Genomic DNA, 12952 nt, shown 5'->3' with positions numbered 1-12952 from the left:
AGTTCCGATTATGACCGTACGTATTCTGGCTGTGTGTGGCAATGGGCAGGGCAGTTCCATGATCATGAAAATGAAGGTGGACCAGTTTTTAACCCAGTCAAATATTGACCATACGGTAAACAGCTGCGCCGTGGGTGAATACAAAAGTGAACTGAGCGGAGCGGATATTATCATCGCCTCTACGCATATCGCCGGTGAGATTACCGTTTCTGGCAATAAATATGTCGTTGGCGTACGCAACATGCTGTCTCCTGCCGATTTTGGACCAAAACTGCTGGAAGTGATCAAAGCGCATTTTCCGCAGGACGTGAAGTAAGGGGCGGCATATGAAATTACGTGACTCGCTGGCAGACAATAGTTCCATCCTTTTGCAAGCCGAGGCCAGTACCTGGCAGGAAGCGGTAAAGCTTGGCGTGGATCTGCTGGTTAAGGCTGATGTGGTTGAACCACGCTACTACCAGGCCATCCTTGATGGCGTTGAGCAGTTTGGCCCGTACTTTGTGATTGCGCCAGGCCTGGCGATGCCGCACGGCCGTCCGGAGGAAGGGGTCAAGAAAACCGGTTTTGCGCTGGTGACGCTGAAAACGCCGCTGGTGTTTAACCACGAAGATAACGACCCGGTCGATATTCTGATAACGATGGCGGCAGTTGATGCCAACACACATCAGGAAGTGGGCATCATGCAGATCGTGAATCTCTTTGATGACGAAGCCAATTTCGACCGTTTACGTGCCTGCCGCACCGCGCAGGAAGTGTTGGATTTAATTGATAACGCCACTGCGGCGGCTGTTTAAAAGGATACCAAAATGTCATTACCTATGTTGCAGGTTGCGCTGGATAACCAATCAATGTCTTCCGCGTATGAAACGACGCGTCTGATTGCCGAAGAGGTCGATATCATTGAGGTGGGCACTATTCTTTGTGTGGCAGAGGGCGTGCGCGCCGTTCGCGATCTGAAAGCGCTTTACCCACATAAAATTGTACTGGCGGATGCCAAAATTGCCGATGCGGGAAAAATCCTCTCCCGCATGTGTTTCGAAGCCAACGCTGACTGGGTTACCGTCATCTGCTGTGCCGATATCAACACCACCAAGGGTGCGCTGGAGGTGGCGAAAGAATTTAACGGTGATGTACAGATTGAACTGACTGGTTACTGGACCTGGGAGCAGGCGCAAGAGTGGCGTGACGCAGGGATTGGGCAAGTTGTATATCACCGCAGTCGTGATGCGCAGGCGGCGGGCGTGGCGTGGGGAGAAGCGGATATCAGCGCGATCAAGCGTCTGTCCGAGATGGGCTTTAAAGTCACCGTCACCGGCGGTCTGGCGCTGGAAGATCTGCCGCTGTTCCAGGGAATTCCGATTCACGTCTTTATTGCCGGCCGCAGTATTCGCGATGCCGCCTCTCCGGTGGAAGCGGCCCGTCAGTTCAAACGTTCTATCGCCCAACTGTGGGGATAAGGAGCGACTATGTTGTCGAAACAGGTCCCGCTCGGTATTTATGAAAAAGCACTCCCCGGCGGGGAGTGCTGGCTGGAACGCTTGCAACTGGCGAAGGAACTGGGCTTTGACTTTGTCGAAATGTCGGTTGATGAAACCGACGCTCGCCTGGCGCGTCTTGACTGGAACCGGGAGCAGCGACTGGCGCTGGTGGCCGCTATCGCCGACACTGGGATACGGGTACCGTCCATGTGCCTGAGCGCTCATCGTCGTTTTCCGCTTGGTAGTGAAGATGATGCGGTACGCGAACAGGGGCTGGAGATCATGCGTAAAGCCATTCAGTTTGCGCAGGATATCGGTATTCGCGTTATTCAACTGGCGGGTTACGACGTTTATTACCAGCAGGCCAATAACGAAACGCGTCGTCGTTTTCGCGATGGGCTGAAAGAGAGCGTAGAGATGGCGAGCCGTGCACAGGTGACGCTGGCGATGGAAATCATGGATTATCCACTGATGAATTCGATCAGTAAGGCGCTGGGATACGCCCACTATCTCAACAATCCGTGGTTCCAGCTGTATCCCGATATTGGCAATTTATCGGCGTGGGATAACGACGTGCAGATGGAGCTGCAGGCGGGAATGGGCCATATAGTTGCCGTACACGTGAAAGATACCAAACCTGGCGTATTCAAAAATGTGCCGTTTGGTGAAGGGGTTGTCGATTTTGAACGTTGTTTTGCGACTCTCAAACAGAGTGGGTATTGCGGGCCATACTTGATTGAGATGTGGAGCGAAACGTCGGACGACCCGGCACGTGAAGTGGCGAAGGCGCGCGACTGGGTGAAAGCGCGTATGGCCAGCGCGGGCCTGGTGGAGGCAGTGTAATGCAAAAAAGTAAACAGCAGGTTTTTGAGGCCAATATGGATCTGCCGCGCTACGGTCTGGTGACGTTTACCTGGGGTAACGTCAGCGCCATCGACCGCAAACGCGGGCTGGTGGTGATTAAGCCCAGCGGCGTCGACTACCAAACAATGACAGTGGATGACATGGTGGTTGTGGATCTGCACGGTAATGTGGTGGAGGGACGCTATCGTCCTTCTTCCGATACCGCCACCCATCTGGCGCTGTATCGCCGTTATTCCTCTCTCGGCGGCGTGGTGCATACCCACTCAACCCACGCGACGGCATGGGCGCAGGCAGGTCTGGCAATTCCTGCGCTCGGCACGACGCATGCTGACTACTTCTTTGGCGATATTCCCTGTACCCGGGCTTTAACTGAAGCTGAAGTTCAGGAGGAGTATGAACTTAATACCGGTAGGGTGATTATTGAAACGCTCGGGGAGGTGGAACCTTTACATACGCCTGGCGTAGTGGTGTACCAACATGGCCCGTTTGCCTGGGGCAAAGATGCTCACGACGCAGTACATAACGCTGTGGTGATGGAAGAGGTGGCAAAAATGGCATGGATTGCGCGTGGCATTAATCCGGCGCTCAGCCCCATCGACAGTTACCTGATGAATAAGCACTTCATGCGTAAGCACGGCCCAAATGCCTATTACGGCCAGAAGTAAGAAAAAACGTTCCGGAGCCAACTCTTCATGGGGATGAGATCGGTCTGGCTTCGGGATTGTTTTGCAAAAAAAAGCCCCCAGTGAAGGGGGCAAGTCAAACTGTGGCAATGTTCTCGTTGGTTGTTTCTGGTGCTAGCGATAAATATCTGCACTGGCGTGCATATTTCCGTTACTACCGGGTTCCCTGGTGAGGATCACGTGATAGTAGGTTGCGCCTTGCGCATCGGTTTCTTCATTCAGGGCCTGAGTGGCTTCACTTTCAGTGGCGAAGTTATGATTTATGTAAATAACGCCTAAGCTCTGCACATCATCCATATTCCTGGCCTGATGATTGTCAATTTTGATGGCTGCCGTTGCATTTGCACTGAGCAAAAGTACAGCCAGAAGGGTCAAAACACGGGCTCGCATATGTACCTCCTCGACTGCGGTCTCTGGTTAGCTCTCTCCTGTGAGTGGATAACTTCTGATTTAATTTTAACCGCTGCCGGCGCAGTCGATAGCGACCATTTCTGATGCAGTTGTTCAAAAAATTACCGCAAAGCCATCTTTTCTTTAATTAACAATCAGCTGATGCCTTCCGCTACGGTTAAAAATACCTGCCTTACGCGCATAAGCTCTTACCAAATAGTCAATTTAATCGGGTGAGTACGCCGTTTATAGTGAGCCAGATAATTAATATAACTTTATGATAATTAGGCAAAAACTTATGGATACTTCATTCATGGATTTCAGCTATTTCGTGATTATGTTTATGGTCGCGCTGGTGGCTGGCTTTATTAACGTGGTGTCGGGCGGCGGTGGTTTTCTCTCTATTGGCGCTCTCTTAATTTCTGGTTTACCCCCGGCTAATGCGCTGGCAACCAATAAAATTCAGGCACTGGGTAGCTCGCTAACCTCCGGAATTTACTTTTTACGCCGGGGACATATTAATGTGCAGGAGCACAAATATGTCTTTTTATCTGCCTTTATCGGTTCTGCGATGGGCACAACGCTTATCCAGTTTATTGAACCGGACGTGTTGAAGAAACTGCTGCCGATCCTGATTATCGCGGTCGCTATCTACTTTATTTCTGCGCCTAATCTTAGCGAACCGAAAAGGAAGCAGCAGGTATCCCTGTTTCTCTTCTCGTTGATCTGCGGGGGAGGTATTGGGTTTTATGATGGTTTTCTCGGTGCCGGGGCCGGCTCCTTTTATACGCTCTGCTATATCCTGCTGTGGGGGTACAGTATCGATAAAGCGCAAATTCACTCGAATTTTATCAACCTGGCGTCGAATATTGCCTCGATTCTGTTCTTCATTTTCGGCGGTAAAATGATCTGGTCGCTGGGGCTGGTGATGTTTGCCGGGCAATCCCTTGGCGCACGTCTGGGTGCGACAGTCGTACTGACGCGCGGCAAGAAAGTCATCCGACCCATGATTGTCATCGTCTCTATTTGTATCAGCGTCAAAATGCTGCTGGATATGTATTAATGGCGACATGATAAATAATCGTACAAGCACCTTGAGTTTAACTGCTGACCCCAGTATTATGACGCGTCATTTTTCAGCCGACCTTTAACACGTTCCTTGCCTCCATGGGCCTCGGCTGACCCAGACAGGAGGCTGAATAATCCGTAAGGAGCAATTCGATGCGTCATTACGAAATCGTTTTTATGGTCCATCCTGACCAGAGCGAACAGGTTCCGGGTATGATCGAACGCTACACTGCTGCCATCACTGGTGCAGAAGGCACGATCCACCGTCTGGAAGACTGGGGCCGCCGTCAGCTGGCTTACCCGATCAACAAACTGCACAAAGCTCACTACGTTCTGATGAACGTTGAAGCGCCGCAGGAAGTGATCGATGAGCTGGAAACTACCTTCCGCTTCAACGATGCCGTTATCCGCAGCATGGTTATGCGTACTAAACACGCTGTTACCGAAGCATCTCCGATGGTTAAAGCGAAAGACGAGCGCCGTGAGCGTCGCGATGATTTCGCTAACGAAACCGCAGATGATGCTGAAGCTGGGGATTCTGAAGAGTAATTTCTGATGACCAACCGTCTGGCGTTGTCCGGCACCGTGTGCAGGGCTCCCCTTCGAAAGGTCAGTCCATCAGGAATTCCTCATTGCCAGTTCGTGCTTGAGCATCGTTCTGTGCAGGAGGAAGCCGGGTTTCACCGGCAGGCGTGGTGCCAAATGCCCGTTATTATTAGCGGACACGAAAACCAGGCCATTACTCACAGTATAACGGTCGGTAGCGCAGTGACCGTTCAGGGGTTCATCTCTTGCCACAAGGCAAAGAACGGCCTGAGCAAAATGGTTCTGCATGCCGAGCAGATTGAATTGATAGATTCTGGAGACTAGCCATATGGCACGTTATTTCCGTCGTCGCAAGTTCTGCCGTTTCACCGCGGAAGGCGTTCAAGAGATCGACTATAAAGATATCGCTACGCTGAAAAACTACATCACCGAAAGCGGTAAGATTGTCCCAAGCCGTATCACCGGTACCCGTGCAAAATACCAGCGTCAGCTGGCTCGCGCTATCAAACGCGCTCGCTACCTGTCTCTGCTGCCGTACACTGATCGTCATCAGTAATCGGTCACGGTCCATTAATACGACTTTGAGAGGATAAGGTAATGCAAGTTATTCTGCTTGATAAAGTAGCAAACCTGGGTAGCCTGGGTGATCAGGTTAACGTTAAAGCGGGCTATGCTCGTAACTTCCTGGTACCACAGGGTAAAGCTGTTCCTGCTACCAAGAAAAACGTTGAATTTTTCGAAGCGCGTCGCGCTGAGCTGGAAGCTAAACTGGCTGACGTTCTGTCCGCTGCTGAAGCTCGTGCTGAGAAAATCAACGCACTGGAAACCGTAACCATCGCGTCTAAAGCTGGCGACGAAGGTAAACTGTTCGGTTCCATCGGTACTCGCGACATCGCTGACGCTGTAACTGCAGCTGGCGTTGAAGTAGCTAAGAGCGAAGTTCGTCTGCCGAACGGCGTTCTGCGTACCACTGGTGAGCACGAAGTGAGCTTCCAGGTTCACAGCGAAGTGTTTGCTAAGCTGACTGTAAACGTAGTTGCAGAATAAGTTTTTATTCTGATGACCGCGTAAAAGCGCCGGCCCTGTGCCGGCGTTTTGCTTTTCTGTTCCCCCGCTTTTCTCTCTGGCTATTCTTTATCCTTTTCGGGATAATCACAAAAATAAAACATTATTTCAAAGTGGTGATGGAATGGAACCAACGCACCAACCTCTGTTTGCGCGTAAAAATGTTGTCTATCTGAGCGCGGCGTTCTGCTGCCTGCTGTGGGGGAGCGCCTATCCGGCGATCAAAAGCGGATATGAGATCTTCCAGATTGCCACGGATGACATTCCCTCAAAGATTGTCTTTGCCGGATATCGCTTTCTGTTTGCGGGAATATTGCTGCTAATGCTGGCGCTGGCACAGCGAAAACCGATTGGCCGGTTAAGCCCGCGTCAGTATGGCCAACTCACGCTGTTGGGGCTGACGCAAACCTCGCTGCAATACATCTTCTTCTATATCGGCCTGGCGTTCACGACGGGGGTGAAAGGGTCCATTATGAATGCGACCGGGACCTTCTTCAGCGTGCTGCTGGCCCATTTTATCTACCATAATGACAAATTGAGCTACAACAAAGCGCTGGGCTGTATCCTCGGCTTTGCTGGGGTGATGGTAGTGAACTTTAGCAGCGGAATGGATTTTAGTTTCAGCCTGTTAGGAGACGGTTCAGTAGTGATGGCGGCCTTTATTCTTTCTGCTGCCACGCTATATGGAAAACGTATTTCTCAGACGGTGGATCCGACGGTAATGACAGGGTACCAGTTGGGCGGTGGCGGTCTGGCGTTGGTTATCGGTGGCTACGCTTTTGGCGGCACGCTGACCGTACACGGTGCGTCTTCGGTGGCAATTCTGGGCTACCTGACGTTACTCTCTTCTGTCGCCTTTGCCTTGTGGAGTATTCTGCTCAAGCATAATCGTGTGGGAATGATTGCGCCGTTTAACTTCCTGATCCCGGTTTCGGGGGCGCTGCTGTCGGCGATATTCCTCGGCGAAAACATTCTCGAATGGAAATACGCACTGGCACTGGTGCTGGTCTGTTCGGGGATCTGGTGGGTGAATAAGGTGAAGCGCTGACGCTTCACCTTGATGCCTGATGGCGTCGCTTAACGGGCGCGAATAAAACTGCCGTTTGGCTGGCGGGTGAACAGAACCTGCTGGCCATTCCCGGTATCAATGGTTAATCCCGTCACCACGCCATTGGCATTCTGCCTGATCTGCACCATCTGACCGTCTTTCAGGTTGCTTAGCGGTTTTCCCGCGCCTTCAACCTGCGCCATTGCATACACATCGGTTGGCGGGAGGTTATGGTCACGGAAGACCTGGGCCAGCGTTTTGCCCGAGTCTACGCGATAAGAGCGCCACTGTTGCTCAATTCCGCTATCCTGTTGGAAAGGTTGCGTCTGCGGCTGAGATTGCTGAGCCTGCGGCTGCGCATCAGGTTCTCCTTCCTGGATTGGCTCTGGAGCAACCGGAGCGACCTGGCCGGGATCGTTTTGCGGGGCGACTAACTGTGCCTGTAGCTGAGCCTCGGTTGGTGGCTGCGACTGTGACTGTAAATCCAGCTGGGCAGTACGCGTCACCACAGGGGCATCGCTGGTGTCACTGGAAGGAAGCAGGAAACCTATCACCAGCACGATAGCAGCAATAATAATGCCGCGGCGGTGCATAGGCGGTAGCGGATCCATAATGCGAAAATTGTCCGGTGCATGCCAGATTTTCGCCAGGGTTGGTTTTAATTCAAAGCGCCCGGGCATGGCTTTCCTCCTGCTCCGCGTCTCGTTCCTCGATCATAGAGTATAGATGGCTAACGCTATGATGTTCGTCATATTACCCGCTTTCGTGACGTCAACGCGGGATATTCCTATTGTTTATGTTTCCTCGCGATTTGTCATCTGTTCCCGAGACAAAGTTTTACCGGATGCGGCATGGCTGATATGCTGCCCGCTACTTTACATCCGATGAAAGGAAATATGATGGCTAACCCGACTTTTGACACTATCGAAGCGCAAGCAAGCTACGGCATTGGTTTGCAGGTAGGACAACAGCTGAGCGAATCCGGACTGGAAGGACTGTTGCCTGAAGCGCTGGTAGCGGGTATCGCTGACGCGCTGGAAGGTAAGCACCCGGCAGTGCCGGTTGATGTTGTGCATCGCGCGCTGCGTGAAATCCATGAGCGCGCTGATGCAGTACGTCGCGAACGCTTCCAGGCTATGGCGGCTGATGGCGTCAAATATCTGGAAGAAAACCGTGAGAAAGAGGGTGTGAACAGCACTGAATCCGGTTTGCAGTTCCGTGTTCTGACTCAGGGCGAAGGGGCTATTCCGGCGCGTACTGACCGCGTTCGCGTGCATTATACCGGTAAACTGATCGACGGTACCGTGTTTGACAGCTCTGTCGCACGTGGCGAACCGGCTGAATTCCCGGTTAACGGCGTAATCCCTGGCTGGATTGAAGCACTGACCCTGATGCCGGTAGGTTCGAAATGGGAACTGACTATTCCTCAGGAACTGGCTTACGGCGAGCGTGGCGCTGGCGCGTCCATTCCTCCGTTCAGCACGCTGGTGTTTGACGTTGAGCTGCTTGAGATCCTGTAAGCAGTGACTTCTGTTCCCCCCGAGGCCGGGGGGAGCAAAAAAATAGCGTGAAAAGCTATAGTTACGTCGCTGTCGATATTTTATCTTGCAAATGCCGCATCAGCGTGTATTTTTGTGAGCTGATTCGCGCTATCAGAGTGATATGACACTCACTTTAAACATTAAATTAACATTATATCTAAATCTTAGTATTCATCCCGCCAATTCTTACCTAATATCGATGAGTCCTGATAACAGGATCGTCGAATCATAGACACACTAAAGGCCGTAGAGCCTGAACAACACAGACAGGTACAGGAAGAAAAAACATGGTAGATCAGGTAAAAGTCGACACCGCTGAAGAGGCGTCGTCTGAACAGTCGCTACGGCGCAATCTCACAAACCGTCATATTCAACTTATTGCTATTGGTGGTGCTATCGGTACTGGCCTGTTTATGGGCTCCGGTAAAACCATCAGTCTCGCCGGACCGTCGATCATCTTTGTATATATGATCATCGGTTTTATGCTGTTTTTCGTGATGCGGGCAATGGGTGAATTGCTGCTCTCGAATCTGGAGTACAAATCGTTTAGTGATTTCGCCTCCGACCTGCTCGGGCCGTGGGCCGGGTATTTTACCGGCTGGACCTACTGGTTCTGCTGGGTCGTTACTGGGATGGCAGACGTTGTCGCGATTACCGCGTATGCGCAATTCTGGTTCCCCGAACTGTCAGACTGGGTCGCCTCGCTGGCGGTGATTGTGCTGCTGCTGAGCCTCAACCTCGCCACCGTAAAAATGTTCGGTGAGATGGAGTTCTGGTTTGCGATGATCAAAATCGTCGCCATCATCGGCCTGATTGTCGTCGGTCTGGTGATGGTGCTGACGCACTTCCAGTCGCCAACCGGCGTTCAGGCATCGTTCACGCATCTGTGGAATGATGGTGGCTGGTTCCCGAAAGGTCTGAGCGGCTTCTTTGCCGGCTTCCAGATAGCGGTGTTCGCGTTTGTGGGTATTGAGCTGGTGGGAACGACCGCTGCGGAAACCAAGGATCCTGAGAAATCTCTGCCGCGCGCCATTAACTCGATTCCAATCCGTATTATCATGTTCTACGTGTTCGCGCTGATCGTGATTATGTCCGTAACGCCGTGGAGCTCGGTAGTACCAACCAAGAGCCCATTCGTTGAACTGTTTGTGCTGGTTGGTCTGCCTGCTGCGGCGAGCCTGATCAACTTTGTGGTTCTGACTTCAGCTGCCTCTTCCGCAAACAGCGGCGTGTTCTCTACCAGCCGTATGCTGTTCGGCCTGGCGCAGGAAGGCGTTGCACCGAAAGCATTTGCCAAGCTGTCTAAACGCGCAGTTCCGGCGAAGGGTTTAACCTTCTCCTGTATCTGTCTGTTGGGCGGCGTGGTGATGCTGTACGTGAACCCGAGCGTGATTGGCGCGTTTACCATGATCACCACCGTGTCGGCGATTCTGTTCATGTTCGTCTGGACCATCATTCTTTGCTCGTACCTGGTGTACCGCAAGCAACGTCCTCACCTGCATGAAAAATCAATCTACAAGATGCCGTTAGGCAAGCTGATGTGCTGGGTATGTATGGCGTTCTTCGTCTTCGTACTGGTACTGCTGACGCTGGAAGATGATACCCGTCAGGCGTTGATGGTGACGCCGCTGTGGTTCATCGCGTTGGGTCTGGGCTGGTTGTTTATCGGTAAGAAACGTATGGCGGGTATGCGTTAAGCGTTGTCATATCGGACACAAAAAAGGCCACATAAGCAGTGGCCGAATTCGGACTTCAGGAAGGCGCTCTCGGGCGCCTTTTTTTATTCACCTGCGAGGGCACGCGGGAACAACACATTGTTTTCCAGGCTGATGTGTTCCATCAGGTCATCGATCATTTCGTTAATGCCGTTATACATGGCTTTCCAGGTGGTGCAGGCTTCTGGCGGCGGCGTCACGTTGTGGGTGATGTGTTTGATCACTTCCACCAGTTCACCCGCATCGTCATGTTCGCTTTCCATCACGCTGATTGGCCCCATCGCCTGACTACCCATGCCCTGTTTGATCATCGGGAACAGGATCTGCTCTTCTTTCATCATGTGGCTGGACAGCTCTTCATGCAGCATGGTCAGGTTTTTCGCCAGACCGCGCGGTACGTTCGGTTTGTCTGCGTGAACGCGTTCAACTTTTGTGGCCTGCAGGATCAGCTCCGGAAGCTGTTCGCGGTGTCTGTCGTGATAACGCACGATGATATGGTCGATGATTTCAGCCAGAGCCACGGTACGCCAGTCTTTCTCCAGCGGCTGTTCAGCCAGCTGCGCGAGCTGCGCCTCAATAACGTCTAAATCCAGCTCTTTACGCGCGGCAGCGCGTGCCAGCGTTTGCTTACCGCCGCAGCAGTAATCCATATCGTATTTACGAAACAGGGCCGAAGCGCGAGGAATAGAGAGCGCCAGTTCACCTAAAGGTTGATCGCGATAAGACATTGCCGTTACCTCATTCTCAATAATATAAGATGTATTTTAAATGCAACTTATGGAGAAGGATATAACCCTTTCGGGGTGGGGTGATTTGTGATGAACGTCACGAAAATTTCTTATTTCGTTAAGGTGCTGAATCTTATTGGAAAGGTGAGGGGCGGCGAAAAAAGCGGCACGACAGGATTAAATAAGCGCACGCCGCTGCCGATAGTTAGACCTCAGACAATACCTGCATAATAAAAAGGCTACAGATGTTCAAACGAATCAAAGTGATAACCTTACTTATCACCGTGTTACTCGCCCTGGGCGCAATGCAGCTCATCTCCGCGGGCGTTTTTATTGGCGCACTCAATAACGATAAGCAGAACTTTAACGTGTCTCAACTTTCCAGCCAGAACGTGGCCGAGTTTACCGATGCGTGGATTAGCCTGAACCAGGCTCGCGTCACGCTCAACCGGGGCATGCTGCGTTTACAGGGAACGATGGCCAGCGAGATTAACGGCGGTCAGTTGAAGGAGCTGGTGAACACAGCAAATCGCCTGTTGGCCGAATCGAAAGAGCATTACGATAAATACTACGCTCTACCGGAAACGCCGGGGTTGGATGAGCATCTGGCCGATCGACTGGAAGAACAGTACGGCATCTATTCTGCGACGCTGGCAAAAATGAACGCGCTGCTGGCTGAAGGAAAGCTGGAAGAGATGTTCAAGCAGAACGCCGAGCAAAAGCAAACGGCCATGCAGGAAGTTTATCGGGAATGGCGTAGCGCGCAAACGGCGCTGGCCACTGCCGGGGTACAGGACAATGAGAGTGACTACCAGAAGATAATCTGGCTACTGTCCGCGGTGATGCTGATTGTCGTCACCGTAATTATCGCCAGTTGGCTGGCGATGCAGCGAGTGCTGCTCAAGCCGCTCCACGAGGTGATGGGACATATTCGCCATATTGCCGCAGGTGATTTGACTCACCGCATCAACGCCGATGGCAGTAATGAAATGGCGCTGCTGGCAGGCAACGTCCGCGACATGCAGCAGGCGCTGGCGAACACAGTCAGCGTGGTGCGTGATGGGGCTGACACCATCTATACCGGCGCGGGTGAAATTGCCGCTGGCAGTAACGATCTCTCGTCACGTACCGAACAGCAGGCCGCCTCTCTGGAGGAGACCGCAGCCAGCATGGAACAACTTACCGCAACCGTGAAACAGAATGCGGATAACGCGCGTCAGGCGACCAGCCTGGCAAAAAACGCCTCACATACGGCGCAAAAAGGCGGAACAGTGGTTGATGGCGTGGTGCGTACGATGGATGAAATCGCCACCAGTTCCAGCAAAATTGCGCAAATTACCACTGTTATCGACGGCATTGCTTTCCAGACCAACATCCTGGCGCTGAACGCGGCGGTAGAAGCGGCGCGGGCTGGCGAACAGGGGCGTGGCTTTGCTGTAGTCGCAGGTGAGGTGCGTACGCTGGCGCAGCGTAGCGCTCAGGCGGCGAAAGAGATTAAGGCGCTGATTGATGACTCAGGGAATCGGGTCAATGCCGGTACGGCGCTGGTGCATGAAGCGGGTGAGACGATGGCGGAAATTGTCAGTGCCGTCACCCAGGTAACCGATATTATGGGTGAAATTGCGTCGGCCTCTGATGAACAGAGCCGGGGTATCGATCAGGTCGGTCAGGCGGTGGCTGAGATGGATCGCGTCACGCAGCAAAACGCCTCGCTGGTGGAGGAATCCGCTTCCGCCGCAGCCGCGCTCGAAGAGCAGGCCGCACGGTTGAACCAGACGGTGGCGGTGTTTAAAGTTTAACGTCTGCTCCGGCCTACAAGATATTAT

17 protein-coding genes are annotated in these 12952 nt (G+C 52.5%); 14 read left to right on the top strand and 3 right to left on the bottom strand.

What is annotated here, in order from left to right:
* Positions 1-10: 10 nt before the first annotated feature.
* Genes ulaB through SK33_RS21055 form a run of 5 tightly spaced genes read left to right on the top strand, consistent with a single transcriptional unit; the run spans position 11 to position 3007 of the window.
* The gene (gene ulaB / locus SK33_RS21075) at positions 11-316 is read left to right on the top strand and encodes a PTS ascorbate transporter subunit IIB (RefSeq protein ID WP_003025655.1); all 306 of its coding nucleotides are present in this window, start codon (positions 11-13) and stop codon (positions 314-316) included.
* A gap of 10 nt (positions 317-326) precedes the next feature.
* The gene (gene ulaC, locus SK33_RS21070) at positions 327-794 is read left to right on the top strand and encodes a PTS ascorbate transporter subunit IIA (RefSeq protein ID WP_003025658.1); all 468 of its coding nucleotides are present in this window, start codon (positions 327-329) and stop codon (positions 792-794) included.
* A gap of 12 nt (positions 795-806) precedes the next feature.
* Entirely contained in the window at positions 807-1457 is a 651-nt protein-coding gene (gene ulaD, locus SK33_RS21065) for a 3-keto-L-gulonate-6-phosphate decarboxylase UlaD (RefSeq protein WP_003025660.1), read from the top strand.
* A 9-nt stretch (positions 1458-1466) separates the two neighbouring features.
* Positions 1467-2321 (top strand): L-ribulose-5-phosphate 3-epimerase, encoded by an 855-nt coding sequence (locus SK33_RS21060; RefSeq protein ID WP_003839508.1) that lies wholly within the window; start codon positions 1467-1469, stop codon positions 2319-2321.
* Positions 2321-3007: an L-ribulose-5-phosphate 4-epimerase gene (locus SK33_RS21055; RefSeq protein ID WP_048219858.1), complete on the top strand. Its 687-nt coding sequence runs from the start codon at positions 2321-2323 to the stop codon at positions 3005-3007. Before SK33_RS21060 ends, SK33_RS21055 begins: the two co-directional genes overlap by 1 nt.
* A 132-nt stretch (positions 3008-3139) precedes the next feature.
* Here the strand turns inward: SK33_RS21055 and yjfY are convergent, their stop codons facing one another.
* Positions 3140-3415 (bottom strand): DUF1471 family protein YjfY, encoded by a 276-nt coding sequence (gene yjfY, locus SK33_RS21050; protein ID WP_003025668.1) that lies wholly within the window; start codon positions 3413-3415, stop codon positions 3140-3142.
* Positions 3416-3713: 298 nt separating this feature from the next.
* Here yjfY and SK33_RS21045 point away from each other — a divergent pair, with 298 nt between their 5' ends.
* From SK33_RS21045 to SK33_RS21020, 6 genes are all read left to right on the top strand, one after another.
* Entirely contained in the window at positions 3714-4478 is a 765-nt protein-coding gene (locus SK33_RS21045; protein ID WP_003025670.1) for a TSUP family transporter, read from the top strand.
* Positions 4479-4636: 158 nt separating this feature from the next.
* The gene (rpsF, locus tag SK33_RS21040) at positions 4637-5032 is read left to right on the top strand and encodes a 30S ribosomal protein S6 (protein WP_003025672.1); all 396 of its coding nucleotides are present in this window, start codon (positions 4637-4639) and stop codon (positions 5030-5032) included.
* A gap of 6 nt (positions 5033-5038) precedes the next feature.
* Complete coding sequence (gene priB / locus SK33_RS21035; protein WP_003025674.1) at positions 5039-5353, top strand: primosomal replication protein N; 315 nt, start codon at positions 5039-5041, stop codon at positions 5351-5353.
* 4 nt (positions 5354-5357) lie between these two features.
* Positions 5358-5585 carry a 30S ribosomal protein S18 gene (gene rpsR, locus SK33_RS21030; RefSeq protein WP_000135199.1) on the top strand — a complete coding sequence of 76 codons (228 nt, stop codon included), beginning with the start codon at positions 5358-5360 and terminating at the stop codon, positions 5583-5585.
* A 41-nt stretch (positions 5586-5626) separates the two neighbouring features.
* The gene (gene rplI / locus SK33_RS21025) at positions 5627-6076 is read left to right on the top strand and encodes a 50S ribosomal protein L9 (protein ID WP_003025676.1); all 450 of its coding nucleotides are present in this window, start codon (positions 5627-5629) and stop codon (positions 6074-6076) included.
* 142 nt (positions 6077-6218) lie between these two features.
* Positions 6219-7142 carry a DMT family transporter gene (locus SK33_RS21020; protein WP_003839516.1) on the top strand — a complete coding sequence of 308 codons (924 nt, stop codon included), beginning with the start codon at positions 6219-6221 and terminating at the stop codon, positions 7140-7142.
* Between the two features lie 29 nt (positions 7143-7171).
* Here SK33_RS21020 and SK33_RS21015 read toward each other — a convergent pair whose 3' ends face one another.
* The gene (locus SK33_RS21015) at positions 7172-7822 is read right to left on the bottom strand and encodes a LysM-like peptidoglycan-binding domain-containing protein (protein WP_003025681.1); all 651 of its coding nucleotides are present in this window, start codon (positions 7820-7822) and stop codon (positions 7172-7174) included.
* A gap of 219 nt (positions 7823-8041) precedes the next feature.
* On the opposite strand from SK33_RS21015, the gene fklB reads away from it, so the two are divergent.
* Both fklB and cycA read left to right on the top strand, forming a co-directional pair.
* Entirely contained in the window at positions 8042-8662 is a 621-nt protein-coding gene (fklB, locus tag SK33_RS21010) for an FKBP-type peptidyl-prolyl cis-trans isomerase (RefSeq protein ID WP_003025685.1), read from the top strand.
* 308 nt (positions 8663-8970) lie between these two features.
* A complete protein-coding gene (cycA, locus tag SK33_RS21005) occupies positions 8971-10380 on the top strand; it encodes a D-serine/D-alanine/glycine transporter (protein ID WP_003025688.1) in 1410 nt (469 codons plus the stop codon).
* Between the two features lie 83 nt (positions 10381-10463).
* On the opposite strand, the gene ytfE is transcribed toward cycA, so the two are convergent.
* A complete protein-coding gene (gene ytfE / locus SK33_RS21000; RefSeq protein WP_003025690.1) occupies positions 10464-11126 on the bottom strand; it encodes an iron-sulfur cluster repair protein YtfE in 663 nt (220 codons plus the stop codon).
* Positions 11127-11371: 245 nt separating this feature from the next.
* Between ytfE and SK33_RS20995 the strand changes: the two genes are divergently transcribed.
* Positions 11372-12925 carry a methyl-accepting chemotaxis protein gene (locus SK33_RS20995; RefSeq protein WP_003025692.1) on the top strand — a complete coding sequence of 518 codons (1554 nt, stop codon included), beginning with the start codon at positions 11372-11374 and terminating at the stop codon, positions 12923-12925.
* Positions 12926-12952 lie beyond the last annotated feature (27 nt).

Source organism: Citrobacter sp. MGH103 (genome assembly GCF_001034475.2).
In the GTDB taxonomy this organism is placed as follows: domain Bacteria; phylum Pseudomonadota; class Gammaproteobacteria; order Enterobacterales; family Enterobacteriaceae; genus Citrobacter; species Citrobacter freundii.
Note: the sequence above shows the minus strand (reverse complement) of the source record. Positions and strands in the feature narration are given on the sequence as shown.

Bases quoted from the DNA above. Each gene is read 5' to 3' on its own strand.
- rpsF (WP_003025672.1), top strand. From the start codon at position 4,637: ATGCGTCATTACGAAATCGTTTTTATGGTCCATCCTGACCAGAGCGAA.
- SK33_RS21045 (WP_003025670.1), top strand. From the start codon at position 3,714: ATGGATACTTCATTCATGGATTTCAGCTATTTCGTGATTATGTTTATG.
- ulaB (WP_003025655.1), top strand. From the start codon at position 11: ATGACCGTACGTATTCTGGCTGTGTGTGGCAATGGGCAGGGCAGTTCC.
- ulaC (WP_003025658.1), top strand. From the start codon at position 327: ATGAAATTACGTGACTCGCTGGCAGACAATAGTTCCATCCTTTTGCAA.
- priB (WP_003025674.1), top strand. From the start codon at position 5,039: ATGACCAACCGTCTGGCGTTGTCCGGCACCGTGTGCAGGGCTCCCCTT.
- cycA (WP_003025688.1), top strand. From the start codon at position 8,971: ATGGTAGATCAGGTAAAAGTCGACACCGCTGAAGAGGCGTCGTCTGAA.
- yjfY (WP_003025668.1), bottom strand. From the start codon at position 3,415: ATGCGAGCCCGTGTTTTGACCCTTCTGGCTGTACTTTTGCTCAGTGCA.
- SK33_RS21060 (WP_003839508.1), top strand. From the start codon at position 1,467: ATGTTGTCGAAACAGGTCCCGCTCGGTATTTATGAAAAAGCACTCCCC.
- SK33_RS20995 (WP_003025692.1), top strand. From the start codon at position 11,372: ATGTTCAAACGAATCAAAGTGATAACCTTACTTATCACCGTGTTACTC.
- ytfE (WP_003025690.1), bottom strand. From the start codon at position 11,126: ATGTCTTATCGCGATCAACCTTTAGGTGAACTGGCGCTCTCTATTCCT.
- rplI (WP_003025676.1), top strand. From the start codon at position 5,627: ATGCAAGTTATTCTGCTTGATAAAGTAGCAAACCTGGGTAGCCTGGGT.
- SK33_RS21015 (WP_003025681.1), bottom strand. From the start codon at position 7,822: ATGCCCGGGCGCTTTGAATTAAAACCAACCCTGGCGAAAATCTGGCAT.
- SK33_RS21020 (WP_003839516.1), top strand. From the start codon at position 6,219: ATGGAACCAACGCACCAACCTCTGTTTGCGCGTAAAAATGTTGTCTAT.
- ulaD (WP_003025660.1), top strand. From the start codon at position 807: ATGTCATTACCTATGTTGCAGGTTGCGCTGGATAACCAATCAATGTCT.
- SK33_RS21055 (WP_048219858.1), top strand. From the start codon at position 2,321: ATGCAAAAAAGTAAACAGCAGGTTTTTGAGGCCAATATGGATCTGCCG.
- fklB (WP_003025685.1), top strand. From the start codon at position 8,042: ATGGCTAACCCGACTTTTGACACTATCGAAGCGCAAGCAAGCTACGGC.
- rpsR (WP_000135199.1), top strand. From the start codon at position 5,358: ATGGCACGTTATTTCCGTCGTCGCAAGTTCTGCCGTTTCACCGCGGAA.